This is a genomic window from Streptomyces sp. NPDC033136 (genome assembly GCF_055578235.1).
The window spans coordinates 55278-69512 of the sequence record NZ_JBVIPD010000033.1; the positions used below are offsets into that span (position 1 = coordinate 55278).

A 14235-nucleotide genomic window follows, 5' to 3' on the forward strand; every position below is an offset into this window, starting at 1 on the left:
CGGAGCTGACTACCCGTCAGATTAGCTGTAATCTGACGGCCTGTCAGCGACCGTTCGGGCCCGGAGGTGCGCGCAGCATGGCAGCAGGACCGGCAGGCCTCAAGGACGCCACCGCCATCGTCGGCATAGGCCAGACGCCCTTCGCCAAGCGGCTCCCCGAGGACGAACGCACCCTCGCCTGCCGTGCCGTGCTGGCCGCCCTCGACGACGCCGGGATCGCGCCCGGCGAGGTCGACGCCCTCGCCTCCTACACCATGGAGGAGACGGACGAGGTCGAGCTGGCGAAGGCCTGCGGCTTCGGGGACCTCACCTTCTTCAGCAAAGTCGGCTTCGGGGGCGGGGGTTCGTGCGCGACCGTCGCGCATCTCGCCGCCGCCGTCGCGAGCGGCCAGGCGAGTGTCGGGGTCGCCTGGCGGTCGCGCAAACGGGGCAGCGGGCCCCGGCCGTGGACCAGCACCGCCGTCCAGCTCCCGACCCCGGCCCAGTGGACCCGGCCGTTCGGGCTGCTCAGGCCCGTCGACGAGATCGCCATGCTCACCCGTCGCTACATGCACGAGTACGGCGCCACCCGGGACCACCTGTTCCAGGTCGCCCTGGCCTGCCGCAACCGCGCCAACCAGAACCCCGCGGCGATCATGTACGACCGTCCCCTGACCCGCGAGACGTACATGACGTCCCGCTGGATCAGCGAGCCCCTCTGCCTCTTCGACAACTGCCTGGAGACGGACGGGGCCCTGGCCTGCGTGGTCGTGTCCGCCGAGCGGGCCCGGGACTGCCGGCGCACACCGGTCTACGTCCACTCCGCCGCCCAGTCGCTCCCCGCCCAGCACCACGGCATGGTCAACTACTGGAACGACGACCCCCTCACCGGTCCGGCCTGGACCGCCGCCCGGCACCTGTGGAAGCACTCCGACCTGGCACCTCGGGACGTGGACGTCGCCCAGATCTACGACGCCTTCACGCCCCTCGTCCTCCTCTCCCTGGAGGGCTACGGCTTCTGCGGGCGCGGCGAGGGCGGGGCGTTCACCGAGGGCGGGGCGCTGGAGATCGGGGGACCGCTGCCCGTGAACACCGGCGGGGGCGGGCTGTCCGAGGCGTACGTCCATGGCTTCAACCTCATCACCGAAGGGGTGAAGCAGTTGCGCGGGACCAGTACCGCACAGGTACCGGGCGCCTCCACCTGTCTGGTCACGGCCGGTGAAGGTGTGCCGACCTCCGCCCTGCTGCTGAGGAGTTGAGATGCTGCGTCCGGTCACCGACACCGACGGCGCCCCCTTCTGGGAGTACGCCCGGCAGGGCGAACTGCGCGTCCAGGCCTGCGCCGGCTGCGGCGAGCTCCGCTTCCCGCCCCGGCCCTGCTGCCCGCACTGCCAGTCCTTCGAGAGCGAGTGGCGCCGGGTCTCCGGCGGCGGCCGGGTCTGGTCGTACGTCGTCGCCCATCCGCCGCTGCTGCCCGGCTACGCGGAGCGGGCGCCGTACAACGTGGTCGTCGTCGAACTGGACGAGGCGCCTCGCATCCGGCTGGTGGGCAACCTGGTCGCCGGGGCCGGGGAGCCTCTCGGCTCCCCGCCGGCGGACCGTCCGCGCATCGGCGCCCGGGTGCGGGCCGTCTTCCACGACGGCCTTCCCCAGTGGGTCCTGGAGCGGTCATGAGCGGTGTGCTCGTCCAGGCCGACCAGAACAGCGGGGTCGCCGTGGTGACGCTGAACCGGCCCGAGCGGCTCAACGCCATCGACCTCGCCATGGCCGACGAGCTGGCCTCCGTCTGGGGCGCGTTGCGGTTCGACGACTCCGTGCGGGCGGTCGTCCTCACCGGGGCCGGCGAGCGCGCCTTCTGCACCGGCATCGACCGGGACACCGTCGTGCCGCAGCCGAACTCGCCCTACGCGCAGGACGATCCGCTGCTCGGCGTCGGCCCCAAGGCGAACGACCTGTGGAAGCCGGTCGTCGCCGCCGTGCGCGGGATGGCCTGCGCAGGGGCCTTCTACCTGCTGGGGGAGGCGGAGTTCGTGATTGCCGACGCAACCGCCTGCTTCTTCGATCCGCACACCACCTACGGCATGGTCAGCGCCTACGAGTCCGTCCTCATGGCGCAGCGCATGCCGTACGGGGAGGTCGCGCGGATGATGCTGATGGGGACGGCGGAGCGGATCTCGGCGCGGCGGGCGTACGAGACCGGGCTGGTGTCGGAGGTCGTGGCGGAGGGCGAGGCGGTGCCGGCGGCCGTGGCGTGCGCCGCTGTCATCGCCGGGTGCCCGACGGAGGCCGTGCAGGGCACCGTCAGGGCGTTGTGGGCCGCGAGCGGGGCCGGGCGGGCCCAGGGGTTCGCGCAGGCGCCGCACCTCATCGCGCTCGGGAACGCGGAGGGCGAGCGGCAGGCCCGGCTCTTCGGGGAGCGGCGGCGGGAGTACCGCTTGCGTTAGGGAATCGTTTACCCGTACACGCGTATGCTCGTCGCGTGGTTGAGCATCGGATCATCGAGGTGAACGGCATTCGGCTGCACATCGCGGAGCAGGGCGAGGGCCCGCTCGTGGTGCTGCTGCACGGTTTCCCGGAGTCCTGGCACTCCTGGCGGCACCAGTTCGGGCCGCTGGCCGAGGCCGGTTTCCGGGTGGTCGCCCCCGACCAGCGCGGGTACGGCGGCAGCGACCACCCCGAGGACGTGGCCGCCTACAGCATCCTCCACCTGGTGGGCGACGTGATCGGGCTGATCCACGCGCTGGGCGAGGAGCGGGCGTTCGTCGTCGGGCACGACTGGGGGGCGCCGGTCGCCTGGCACACCGCGCTGCTGCGGCCGGACGTGGTGCGGGGGGTGGCTGGGCTGAGCGTGCCGCCGCCGTTCCGCGGGAGCCGGCCCCCGCTGGAGAGCATGCGGGAGCGGTTCGGCGGGCGGTTCTACTGGAACTACTTCGAGCGGCCCGGCGTCGCGGACGCCGAGTTCGCCGCCGACCCCCGCACGGCCCTGCGCAAGCTGCTGTACTCCACCTCCGGTGACGCGCCCGGCGCCGGGCGTGCCGAGCAGGCCCTGGTGGACCTGGAGCGCGGCTGGCTGGCGGACGCGCCGAACCCCGAGGTGCTGCCCCCGTGGCTCACCGAGGAGGACCTCGACCTGCTCACCGAGAGCTTCGCGCCGGGCTTCACCGGGGCGCTCAACTGGTACCGCAACCTGGACCGCAACTGGGAGCTGACCGCCCCCTGGCAGGACGCGGTGGTGTCCCCGCCCGCGCTGTACCTGTACGGCGACCGGGACCTGGTCCCGGCCTTCCCGGGCACGCCCGAACTGATCGAGAAGCTGCCCGAGTTGATGCCGAACCTGCGCCGGAAGCCGGTCGTGCTGGCGGGCTGCGGCCACTGGACGCAGCAGGAGCGGCCCGACGAGGTGAACAAGGAACTGCTCGGCTTCCTGACGGAGCTGCGCGGCTGACCCGCCGTCAGCCGTCGACGAGGGCCCGGCGGCCGGCCTCGTGGAGGCCGGCCGGGTCCACCCGGCCCGAGCCGCCCGCCTCGACGCGGCTCACCAGCCCTTCCGCGGGCCGGTACGGCGGCCGTCCCGGGCGCGTCACGCGGTGCGCGCCGTGCCCGTGCCCTTCTCCGCGTCCAGCGCGTACACGCAGCGGTCCTTGCTGCACGCGTACACCACCCCGTCCCGGACGACCGGGGAGCCGGTGATCTCGCCGCCGGTGGCGAGCTTCCAGCGCAGCCGGCCGTCGTCGGCCTTCAGGGTGTAGAGCAGGTGGTCGCTCGAGCCGAAGTGGATACGGCCCTCGGCCACCGAGGGGGCGCCCACGATGTCGCCGCCCGCCTGGAAGCGCCACTTGGGCGTGCCGGTGACCGCGTCGAGGGTGTAGAGGCCCTTGCCGCTGCCCACGTGGACGTGGCCGGCGGCGACCAGGACGGGCTCGACGGAGGCGCGAGACTCGGTGGCGATGCGCCAGCGGTCGCGGCCGTCGGTGGCGTCGAGGGCGTAGACCGTGCCGAGGTAGTCGGCCAGGTAGACGCCGCCTCCGGCGACGGCCGGGCCCGGGACGAAGGCGGGCGGGGAGAGGAAGACGGCCGGGGCCTCGAAGTGCCACTTCACGTGCCCGGCGGCCACGTCGAGGGCGAGAACGCGGGTGCCGGCGCAGACGTACACGTAGCCGTCACTCGCCTGGGCGATCCGGACCGGGACGCCGCCGCAGGAGGCGGCGTCGCCGATCGGGTAGGACCAGCGCTCGTCGCCGGTGCGGGCGTCCAGGGCGCGCAGCCGGGCGTCCTGCCACACGTAGACCGTGCCGTCGTGCAGGGCGGGTCCGGCCTCGGGGGACTCGAAGTCGCTCTGGCAGCCGGTGATCTCCCAGAGCTTCTGGCCGCTGGAGGCCTCCCAGCCCTGGACGCCGCCGCCGCGGGTGCCGGTGACGACGGTGCCGCGGCCGGCCTTGAGCGAGTAGACCCAGGCGTCCGTCTGCAGCCGCCACAGGTCGCCGCCCTCACGCGCGTCCAGCGCGAACAGGGTCGGCCCGTCGGAGGCGTGGATACGGCCGTCCGCGACCGCCATGGACCAGGCGACGTCCCGGGTCTTGAAGCGGCGGCGGCCGGTGGCGACGTCCAGGGCGTGCACCTCGAAGGAGGTGACGTAGACCAGGTCGCCGTCGACGGAGGGCGTGCCCCAGACGTCGTTGGACATGCGGAAACGCCAGGGGCGCCAGCCGCCGGGCTGCTCGGGCGGCGCGGCCGGGGCCGGGGGCGCGGCGACCGCGGGGTCCGCGCCGTTGACGCCGGGGCGGGGCTTGGACCAGGAGGCGGCGAGGGCGGCCTCCGGAGGGGGTGCCTTGACGGCGGCGGCACGGACGTCGGCGACGCGCGGGCCCGGGCCGATGGGCACCTGGGCCCCGGCCAGCCGGACGGGGCCGGTGTCGGGGCCACCGGCAGGCGCGGGTACGGGCGCCGGGACGACGGGGTCGTGCGAGGGCGGGGGCGGGATGGGGGCGGGGCCCGGGGCCGGGCCCGGGGCGGGGCGTCCGCCGCCGCGTCCGGCGCCGGGGGCGGGCTTGCCGGCCGGGCGGCCGTTGCGGCGGGACTCGATCAGGCCGACGGCCCGCTCGGGCAGCCAGGCGGAGGCCGTGCCGCTGTCGTCGGAGCCGGAACCGAAGAGGTGCGGGGCGAGCTGGGCCTGGAGGTCGGCCGGGTTGGGGCGGGCCGTGGGGTCCATCTGCATGCAGGACTCGATGAGCGGACGCAGCTCGTCCGGGAGCCCTTCGAGGTCCGGGCCCTCGCGCAGCAGCATGAAGACGGTCTCGACCGGGTTGGCGCCGTGGAAGGGCGGGTGCCCGGTGGCGGCGAAGACCAGCATGGAGCCGAGGGAGAAGACGTCGCTCGCGCCCGTGACGCTGCGGGAGTCCTTGGCCTGTTCGGGGGACATGTAGGCGGGCGTGCCGACGGCGACGTTCGTCATCGTCAAACGCGTGTTCGACACACCTGACGCGATACCGAAGTCGATCACCCGGGGGCCGTCCTCCACGACGAGGACGTTCGACGGCTTGAGGTCCCGGTGCACGAGCCCGGCGCCGTGGATCGACTGGAGCGCCTCGGCCACGCCCGCGGCCAGCCAGCGCACCGCCTGGGCCGGGAGCGGCCCGCAGTCGTTCACTATCTCCTCGAGGGAGGGCGCGGGGACGTACGCGGTGGCCAGCCACGGCACGGCGGCGCGCGGGTCGGCGTCCACGACGGCGGCCGTGTAGAAGCCGGAGACGGCGCGGGCCGCCTCCACCTCGCGCGTGAAGCGGACCCGGAACAGCTGGTCCTCGGCCAGCTCCGTCCGGACGGTCTTGATCGCCACGCGCCGGCCGGACGCCGAGCGCGCGAGATAGACCAGCCCCATGCCGCCGGCACCCAGCCGCCCCAGCACCTCGAACGGCCCGATCCGCCGCGGATCGTGCTGCGTCAGCTGATCCACCACTCTGCCTGCCACCTCCCCGTACGAGCCGCGCCAAGCCACATGTTCCACGCGACCCCGTGCAGCGTCTCACCACCGCACCGCCATGGCGGCACGCACCCTGATTCTTCCTGGCCGGAGCCGTGGTGGCGAACCCGGTGACAATTCGGATGTCCGGCCCCACAGACGGCCAAATGCAGACCAAACACAGCCTGCTCAGCGGTGCAGCAGCGCGAAGGACGCCCCCTGATTGTCCGTGACGACGGCGACCGTGCCGTACGAGGTCCCGAAAGGCGGGACCTGGACCCGGCCGCCCAGCCGGACGACGTCCTCCAGCGCAGCCGGTACGTCCTCGACGGCGAAGTGGACGAGGAAGTGCGGCGGCATCTCGGCCGGGAAGACGTCGGAGACTGGCGCGCGGCCGAAGTCGGGCTCGGCGTCCGGCCCGAACAGGGCCTCCCGGAAGAGGTCCCCGTAGAAGGTGTTGGCCGTCCCGGTGTCCCGGGCGTACAGCTCGGCCCAGGCGAAGGTGCCCGGCTCGTGCCGCTTGCCGAAGCCGGGGTGCCCGTCCGGCTCCCACAGGGCGAAGACCGCTCCCTCCGGGTCGGTGACGAGCGCGGTGACGCCGAGCTCGCCCGCCGGCACCGGCGCCGAGACGATCTGCCCGCCCGCCTCCCGGATGCGCCGGGCCAGGGCCGTCGCGTCCGGGGTCGCGAAGTACACCGTCCAGACGCTGGGCAGCCGACCGTCCATCTTGCGGACCAGCGCGGCCACGGGTTCGCCGTCCTTCAGCGCCTGCGCGAAGGGGCCGAACCAGTCCTCGAAGGTCCACCCGAAAAGTTCACCGTAGAACCGCTTGCCCGCCTCGACGTCGGGAAGCTGCGCGTCCACCCAGCAGGGGACGCCCTCCATGTACACCGATGCCCTGTTTTCGGCCATGTGGCCAACGTAACCACGACGGCTCCGGCCCGCAGACCAGGCACACCAGCCCGCACGGACTCTCGCACCCCATTTGCAGTCGGCCGAATCGCGCCCCGATGGCGCCTCGGTAAGCTGACGTCATGACAGGACAAGTGCGTACCGTCGACGGCCGCGTGGCCGGCCGGCGTGGGCAGGCGACCCGGCAGAAGCTGCTCGACTGCCTCAGCGAGATGCTCAGCTCCTCCCCGTACCGGGACGTCAAAGTCATCGATGTCGCCCGGAAGGCGGGCACTTCGCCCGCCACCTTCTACCAGTACTTCCCGGACGTCGAGGGCGCCGTCCTCGAGATCGCCGAGCAAATGGCGACCGAGGGCGCCGCGTTGACGGAGCTCCTGGAGGGCCGCTCCTGGGCCGGCAAGGCCGGCTGGCAGACGGCACAGGAACTCGTCGACGGTTTCCTGGAGTTCTGGCGGAAGAACGACGCGATCCTCCGGGTCGTGGATCTCGGCGCCGCCGAGGGCGACAAACGCTTCTACAAGCTCCGCATGAAGATCCTCAACTCGGTGAACAACTCCCTCGCGGACGCCGTCGCCGAGCTCCAGGCCAAGGGCCGGGTCGACAAGGACGTGAACCCCGCGGCCGTCGCCGGGTCGCTGGTCGCGATGCTCGCGGCCGTGGCCTCCCACCAGAAGGGTTTCTCCTCCTGGGGCGTGAAGCAGGCCGAACTGAAGCCGAACCTCGCCCTGTTGGTGCACCTGGGCGTCACCGGGAGAAAGCCGACGAAGTAGCCGGTCGCAGCGGCCCTTTCCCCTTTCCCTTTCCCGAGTTCACCTTTCCCGAGTCCTGTCTGGCAGGCGGCGGTTCACGCGAGTGGACTGCCGCCTGCCGTGTTCCACCGCCGGTTCCACCGGCCGCTCCCCCACCGGTGCTACCGCCGGTTCCGCCACCGGTGCTACCGCCGGACGATCCGGAACACCCGGATCTCCCGCTCCACCCGTGCCTGGTACGCCGCGTACGGCGGCCAGAACGCCAGCACCGCCTGCCACGCCGCCGCCCGCTCCTCCCCCTCCAGCAGCCGTGCCGTGACCGGGATGTCCCGGCCCTTCCAGCTGATCTCGGCGTCGGGACGCGCGAGCAGGTTGTGGCTCCAGGCGGGGTGCCCCGGCCGCCCGAAGTTGGACCCGACGAGGATCCAGCTGCGCCCGCCGTCCTCCGGCATGCACGCCAGCGGCGTACGACGGGGCCGCCCGCTCCTCGCCCCGGTCGCGGTCAGCACCACACCCGGCAGGAGCTGCGCGCTGAGCAGCACCTTTCCCCGGGTGAGCCGGTGCACGGCCCGGTCGAGCACGGGGAAGACGTACGGCGCCACCCGCGCGAACCCCCGGGTGGAGGACACCTTCTGCACGAACCGCGCACTCTTCGCCATCAGCCGGCCTCCTCGAAGACGTGTGCCGCGTCGGCCGCGTGCGCCCGCAGCCGGTGGACCGGCCCGAACAGCAGCTCGTCGCCCGCGGCGCGCTTGAAATACAGGTGAGCCTCGTGTTCCCAGGTGAAGCCGATCCCACCGTGCAGCTGGATCCCCTCGGCGGCGGCGCGGCGCAGGGCCTGGAGCGCCTGGGCCAGGGCGAGGCCGCCGACGGTCTCGTCGTGGGCGGCGGCCCACGCCGCGTAGTACGCCGCCGAGCGGGCCGCCTGCACCTGGACGTACACGTCGGCCAGCCGGTGCTTGACCGCCTGGAAGGAGCCGACCGGCCGCCCGAACTGCTCGCGTCGCCCCACGTACTCGACGGTCCGCTCCAGCACCCGGGCGGCGGCCCCCACGGCCTCGGCGGCGAGACAGGCGGCGGCGGTGTCACCGAGCCGGGCGAGGGCGGGCAGCGCTCCGGAGCCGGAGTCCGTGCCGCCCAGCACCTCGGCGGGTGTGTGGCGCAGTTGGACGCGGGCTTGCGGGCGGGTGGCGTCCAGCGCGGTCCGGCGTACCCGGGTGAGACCGGCGGCGGCATCGCGTACGAGGAAGAGCAGCACGCGGGAGCGGGCGAACCCACCGGTGTGCGCGGCGACCAGGAGGAGGTGGGCACGGTGCCCGTCGAGGACCTGGTCGGCCTGCCCGTACAGCTGCCAGCCGTCAGCGGTCCGCCGGGCCTGCACACCCCCGGCCCGGCCGCCACCGGCCCACTCCCCGCGCGGGGCGTGGCCGGTGAGGGCGAGGGCGGTGGTGAGGGCGGGGCCCGGTATCGCGAGGGCCGCGGTGAGTGCGCCGGTGGCGATGCGCGGGAGCAGGTCGGCCCGCTGGGCGGCGGTGCCGAGGGCGAGCAGCAGGGGGGCGGTGAGGACGGCCGTGGCGAGCAGCGGGGAGGGGGCGAGTGCCCGGCCGGTCTCCTCGCAGGCCAGGGCCAGCTCGGTGACCGAGCAGCCGACACCGCCGTAGACCTCGGGCAGGGCCAGTCCGGGCAGGCCGAGCTGTTCGGCGAGGGCGGTCCACAGGGCGGGGTCGTGCCCGGCGGGGGTGTCGACGGCGGCCCGCAGCGCCTCGGGGCCGCACCGCTTGTGGAGCAGTTCGCGCAGGGTGCGGCGGATCTCGTCCTGTTCGGCGGTGAAGCGGGCGTCCATGGGGGCTACCTCTCTCCGCATCTGACGGTGCGTCATATTAGGACGGCGGGGCCGGGATGCCCAGAGCTCTGCCGTTCCCCCAGGCCGCCGCATCTGATGTACCGTCAGGTTCATGGTTGCCCGGAGGAAAGTGGCCGTCGTCGGCGTCGCTCTCTCGGACTGCGGCCGCATGGCCGACGCGACCCCGTACGCCCTGCACGCCCAGGCGGCCCGCCGCGCCCTGGCCGACGCGGGCCTGGACCGGTCACTGGTCGACGGCTTCGCCTCGGCGGGCCTGGGCGCCCTGGCCCCCGTGGAGGTCGCCGCGTACCTGGGCCTGCGCCCCACCTGGGTCGACTCCACCTCCGTCGGCGGCTCCACCTGGGAGGTCATGGCGGCCCACGCCGCGGACGCGATCGCGGCCGGGCACGCGCGCGTGGTGCTGCTCGCCTACGGCTCGACCGCCCGTGCGGACGTCAGGGCGGGCCGCCGCACCGGGACGCTGTCCTTCGGCACCCGCGGCCCCCTCCAGTTCGAAGTCCCCTACGGCCACACCCTGATCGCCAAGTACGCCATGGCGGCGCGCCGCCACATGATCGAGTACGGCACGACGATCGAGCAGCTGGCTCAGGTGGCGGTCCAGGCCCGGGCCAACGCGGCCCTCAACCCGGAGGCGATGTTCCGCACCCCGGTCACGGTGGACGAGGTCCAGGACGGTCCCCTGATCGCCGACCCCTTCACCAAGCTGCACTGCTGCGTCCGTTCCGACGGCGGGGCGGCGGTGCTGCTGGCGGCGGAGGAGTACGTACGGGACTGCCGTACGTCCCCGGTGTGGGTGCTGGGGAGCGGGGAGTCCGTCTCGCACGCCGCGATGTCCGAGTGGCCGGACTTCACGGTCTCCCCGGCGGCGGTCAGCGGGCGGCTGGCCTTCGAGCGGGCGGGAGTGCGGCCGGCCGAGATGGACTTCGCCGAAATCTACGACGCGTTCACCTACATGACCCTGGTGACGCTGGAGGACCTCGGATTCTGCGGGAAGGGCGAGGGCGGGGCGTTCGTGGAGCAGGGACGGCTGCGGGTCGAGGGCGGGGGGCTCCCGGTGAACACCGACGGAGGCGGGCTGTCGGCTCAGCATCCGGGGATGCGGGGGTTGTTCCTGCTGGTGGAGGCGGTACGGCAGTTACGCGGGGAAGGCCGGGAACGGCAGGTGCGGCGGCGCGGCGACGGGGGGCTGCCGCGGCTGGGGGTGGCGTCCGGGACGGGTGGGTGGTTCTGCTCGTCGGGGACGGTGGTGCTGGGGGCGGGGTGAGGGGGCTCGGGGAGGGGGCTCGGGGAGGAGGCTCGGGGAGGGGACGTGGGCAGGGCCCTCGCATGCGGCGTCCGGCGCGAAGGCCACGGCCCGAAAGGGCTTCCCTCCCAGGCGTAAGGGGTGCATCCCGGCAATTACCGAGAGGTAACCATGCAGGATGCGTCCCTTACCCTTGCCGGAAACCGTCGTGTGAGATGACCTGAACCACACACAGGACACGACGCTCGGGACACCCGGGCAGCACGACAAGCGCCACAACCGAAGGGGGAGCCGTGGCACGAACGCGGGCTCAAGGCCTACGCAACGTCGCCGAGGCCGTCGCATCCGGCACCGATCCACGAGCCGCGGCGCAGGAGGAACTGCGCCGCCGCACCGGACGCGGCAACACCGGCGGACAGGGGAGGGACACCCGGTACGCGGGCTCCCAGGACGGCGCCGACGAGCAGCAGCACGAGACCGAGAGCGAGGGCATGGACCCGGCCGACTTCCCGGCGGCCCGGGAACAGGGCGGGTCCATCGCCACCGTCATGCGGCAGAAGACCGTGCCGCTGGACGAGGCCGGGGAAGCCCTCGGCCGCAGCGAGCAAATGCACGAGCAGGGCGAACCGGTGCACGCCATCTGCCCGATGGTGATGCCCAAGGGCCGCTCCTTCCTGTCCATGCTTCCGGTGCTGTCGCTGCTGGTGCTGGGCGCGGTGGGAACCGCGGTCGTGTCGGCGGTGGGCGCCGAACCGCTCACCAACCCGCTGTTCGGGCTGCATTACTGGATCATCGCGCTGCTCGCCGTGTTCTTCGTGTGGTGGCGGCAGGGCCTGGTGATGGTGCCGGAGGGCAGCCAGGCGCTGATCACCCGGTTCGGCAAGCTGGAGAAGGTCGTCGGCCCCGGCCGCGTCACCCTGCTGAGCCCCTGGAAGCGGGTGTCGTACATCGTCAACACCACCCGCGAGTACCCGTTCAACGCGCCCGTGCGCGAGGCCCCCACCAAGGGCGGCGTCAAGGCGTCCATCGACCTGTTCATCCAGTTCCGGATCAGTGACCCGGTTGAGTTCGTCTACACGCTGGGCGCGGTGCGCGGCTTCGAGGAGAAGCTGAGCAACGCCGTCAGCGAGACCATCCGCAGCCTGATCTACGAGCAGGAGGCAGCCGGTATCTACGACATGGTCGGCGAGGACACCGGCCGCCTGCTGGAGCAGCTCAACCAGCAGTTCCGGCCCGCGGTGGAGCTGACCAACGCCAACATCACGCACGCCGAGCCGTCCGACCGGCGCTACCGGATGGACCTGGCCGCACCCGAGATGGTCCGCGTGGCCAAGGAGGCGTACACCCACGAGTACGCCCTCCAGCTCCGCAAGCAGCAGGACGAGGGCGACCTGACCAGGGAGCTCGCCTCCAGTCACGAGACCCTCTCGGCGATCCAGGCCGACATCGCCCAGTACCAGGCGCAGATGGACACCGCCGTGGAGCGGGAGACCAACCGCGCCGAGGCGACGGCCCGCCAGCGCTACGTGCAGGCCGAGTCGGAGGCGAAGGCCAACGCGGCGCTGCTGGAGGCGCAGGCCCTCGACATCCGCGCGGTCACCGCGGCCGAGGCGCCCGAGATCCTCGAGTACCGCTACCAGCAGCAGGTGCTGGACACCCTGGAGCAGGTCGCCGACCACCTGCCGCGCCTGGTGCGCATCGGCGGGAGCGGTGCGGACGGCGCCGGCGGCGCCGGGATCGACTTCCTCGAACTGGCCCGGGAACTGGTCGGCGAGCGCGGCGCGGAACTGTTCACGGACGAGGACATGGCGGCCGTCCGGGGCCGTCTGGGAGAGGTGTCCGAGCGCATCGCCGCCCGCCAGGAAGAGATCGGCGCCCTGCTGGCCGCCGAGCGGCCCACCGTGCCGCAGATGCCCGGTGAGACCGGCGCACCGGCTGAATCCGGTGCCGCGAGTGCGGCACCGCACGCCGCGGAGGAACCGTCCGCCGTGTCCGAGGAGGACCAGCAGTGAGCACCGCCCGCATGAGCCGCCGCTCGGTCATCGCCGAGGCGGTGGCCCCCTGGAACGACATCGCCCGTCTGCTGCGCGGCGGCGAGGCCGACACGCTGATCCCGGTCATCATCCCGCGCCACCGCCGCCGCCTGTGGTGGATGCTGCCGCTCTGGCTCGGCGTCTACGCCCTGCTGGCCGGCGTGATGCTGTCGCTGCGCGAGGCGGACTCCGACGGCGCCGCCGATCTCGCCTACGGCACGCTGGGCACCCTGTGCTACGTCGCCGGCGTGGTCATGCTGCTGGTCGGCGGCCTGTGGTGGTGGCGTTCGTCGATCGTCGAGATCGAGCAGGGCACCCACGGCGTGCTGACCCGCTACGGGGCCGTCACCCGCACCCTGGACGCCGGCCGGCACTACCTGTGGCACCCGTGGTCACGGGTCGACTTCGTCGTCGACACGGCCACCGAGATCCCGTACTCGGCGCCCGTGATGGCCTGTCCGACGCAGGAGAACGTGCCGCTGCGGTCCATCGAGTTCTTCCTGAAGTTCCGCATCACCGACGCGGTGATGTTCGTCCGCACCATCGGCGCGGGCAACTTCGACCTGGTGCTGTCCAGCGCGGTGCAGGACGCCATCCGGCAGCGGGCCCGCAAGATGCGCACCGAGCGCGCCTACGACCTGCGCGGCTCGGACGTCGCCGACATGCAGGAACTGCTCAACCGCCAGCTGTCCGGCTACGGCGTGCGCATCACCGGCTCCAACATCCCGGACGTGCAGCTGCCGACGCAGTACCAGCAGCACCTGGCCACCCGCGAGCGGGTCTCCAAGGAGCGCACCGCCTACGACCAGGAATGGGGCCTGATCCGCAAGCGCCGCATCGACAGCCTGGGCATGGACATCGAGCGCGCCAAGAAGGTCCGCGACGCCCGGATCGTCGAGGTGAAGGCCGCGCTGAACAGGGCTCGCGAGCAGGTCGCCCAGCTGCTGGAGCAGCAGGAGACCCAGGCGCAGCGCGTCCGGTTCGAGATCGAGACGCGGGGGCGCAGCGGCCTCATCGCCGCAGAGAACGAGGCCCGCGCCCAGCGGGCCCTGGCCAAGGCCTACCGGGACAACCGGGCGGTGCTCCAGTACGAACTGGCCCGCCGGCGCCTGGACGTGGGCGCCCAGCTCGCCGGGAAGGCCCCGCAGCCGGTGGTCGTCCGCACGGACGGTACGGGCACCGACACCTCGGCCCTGACCACGCTGTTCACCGCGCACCTGCTGCCACAGCTGACGGCACCGCGGAAGGACGACCGGGTACGCCTCGACGACCACGTCCGGTACGGCGACGGCGAGGGCGGCGACGCACGCTAGGGTCCGCCTTCCGAGCGACCTCGCCCGGAGCGGGAACGACACCGGACCGACCGCTGCCTCGCAGGAGGTGGCGGTCTTGTCGTATCCGGTGGGTGCGCCACGAGGCGCCATGGAATCGAGTGAGGTGAGAGACCTTCACCGCCGGGTTGTCGCAGCAACCTGGTTGAAGCTGGGGGCAGTTCG

Annotated in this window: 13 protein-coding genes; 8 read left to right on the forward strand and 5 right to left on the reverse strand. The window is 73.0% G+C overall.

Translation table 11 applies throughout. The features are described 5' to 3' along the window. The first annotated feature begins 77 nt into the window (after nt 1-77). From ACZ5TL_RS36830 to ACZ5TL_RS36845, 4 genes are read left to right on the forward strand one after another with little or no spacing between them, the layout of a single operon-like run. A complete protein-coding gene (locus ACZ5TL_RS36830; protein WP_468595151.1) occupies nt 78-1238 on the forward strand; it encodes a lipid-transfer protein in 1161 nt (386 codons plus the stop codon). Between the two features lies 1 nt (nt 1239). Beyond that, nucleotides 1240-1653, forward strand: a complete 414-nt coding sequence (locus ACZ5TL_RS36835) for a Zn-ribbon domain-containing OB-fold protein (protein ID WP_468595152.1) — start codon at nt 1240-1242, stop codon at nt 1651-1653. Next, a complete protein-coding gene (locus ACZ5TL_RS36840) occupies nt 1650-2423 on the forward strand; it encodes an enoyl-CoA hydratase/isomerase family protein (RefSeq protein ID WP_468595153.1) in 774 nt (257 codons plus the stop codon). The genes ACZ5TL_RS36835 and ACZ5TL_RS36840 overlap by 4 nt, the downstream gene beginning before the upstream one ends. Before the next feature lie 35 nt (nt 2424-2458). Continuing rightward, nucleotides 2459-3424: an alpha/beta fold hydrolase gene (locus ACZ5TL_RS36845; protein ID WP_468595154.1), complete on the forward strand. Its 966-nt coding sequence runs from the start codon at nt 2459-2461 to the stop codon at nt 3422-3424. A gap of 7 nt (nt 3425-3431) precedes the next feature. Here the strand turns inward: ACZ5TL_RS36845 and ACZ5TL_RS36850 are convergent, their stop codons facing one another. The 3 genes from ACZ5TL_RS36850 to kbpA form a co-directional block, all read right to left on the reverse strand. Beyond that, nucleotides 3432-3563: a hypothetical protein gene (locus ACZ5TL_RS36850; protein ID WP_468595155.1), complete on the reverse strand. Its 132-nt coding sequence runs from the start codon at nt 3561-3563 to the stop codon at nt 3432-3434. After that, nucleotides 3560-5935 (reverse strand): protein serine/threonine kinase AfsK, encoded by a 2376-nt coding sequence (afsK, locus tag ACZ5TL_RS36855; RefSeq protein ID WP_468595156.1) that lies wholly within the window; start codon nt 5933-5935, stop codon nt 3560-3562. Before afsK ends, ACZ5TL_RS36850 begins: the two co-directional genes overlap by 4 nt. A 192-nt stretch (nt 5936-6127) precedes the next feature. Then, the gene (kbpA, locus tag ACZ5TL_RS36860) at nt 6128-6850 is read right to left on the reverse strand and encodes an AfsK-binding protein KbpA (RefSeq protein ID WP_468595157.1); all 723 of its coding nucleotides are present in this window, start codon (nt 6848-6850) and stop codon (nt 6128-6130) included. Between the two features lie 122 nt (nt 6851-6972). Between kbpA and ACZ5TL_RS36865 the strand changes: the two genes are divergently transcribed. Beyond that, complete coding sequence (locus tag ACZ5TL_RS36865) at nt 6973-7620, forward strand: TetR family transcriptional regulator (protein ID WP_167345935.1); 648 nt, start codon at nt 6973-6975, stop codon at nt 7618-7620. Nucleotides 7621-7784: 164 nt separating this feature from the next. On the opposite strand, the gene ACZ5TL_RS36870 is transcribed toward ACZ5TL_RS36865, so the two are convergent. After that, the gene (locus ACZ5TL_RS36870) at nt 7785-8258 is read right to left on the reverse strand and encodes a nitroreductase/quinone reductase family protein (protein WP_468595158.1); all 474 of its coding nucleotides are present in this window, start codon (nt 8256-8258) and stop codon (nt 7785-7787) included. Beyond that, on the reverse strand, nt 8258-9442 hold the full coding sequence (locus tag ACZ5TL_RS36875) for an acyl-CoA dehydrogenase family protein (RefSeq protein ID WP_468595159.1): 1185 nt from the start codon (nt 9440-9442) through the stop codon (nt 8258-8260). The genes ACZ5TL_RS36870 and ACZ5TL_RS36875 overlap by 1 nt, the downstream gene beginning before the upstream one ends. Nucleotides 9443-9554: 112 nt before the next feature. On the opposite strand from ACZ5TL_RS36875, the gene ACZ5TL_RS36880 reads away from it, so the two are divergent. The 3 genes from ACZ5TL_RS36880 to ACZ5TL_RS36890 all read left to right on the forward strand — a co-directional run bounded on the left by ACZ5TL_RS36880 (nt 9555) and on the right by ACZ5TL_RS36890 (nt 14052). Next, on the forward strand, nt 9555-10727 hold the full coding sequence (locus ACZ5TL_RS36880) for a thiolase C-terminal domain-containing protein (protein WP_468595160.1): 1173 nt from the start codon (nt 9555-9557) through the stop codon (nt 10725-10727). 272 nt (nt 10728-10999) lie between these two features. Further along, nucleotides 11000-12718, forward strand: a complete 1719-nt coding sequence (locus ACZ5TL_RS36885) for an SPFH domain-containing protein (RefSeq protein ID WP_468595161.1) — start codon at nt 11000-11002, stop codon at nt 12716-12718. Further along, the gene (locus ACZ5TL_RS36890; RefSeq protein WP_468595162.1) at nt 12715-14052 is read left to right on the forward strand and encodes an SPFH domain-containing protein; all 1338 of its coding nucleotides are present in this window, start codon (nt 12715-12717) and stop codon (nt 14050-14052) included. The genes ACZ5TL_RS36885 and ACZ5TL_RS36890 overlap by 4 nt, the downstream gene beginning before the upstream one ends. Nucleotides 14053-14235 lie beyond the last annotated feature (183 nt).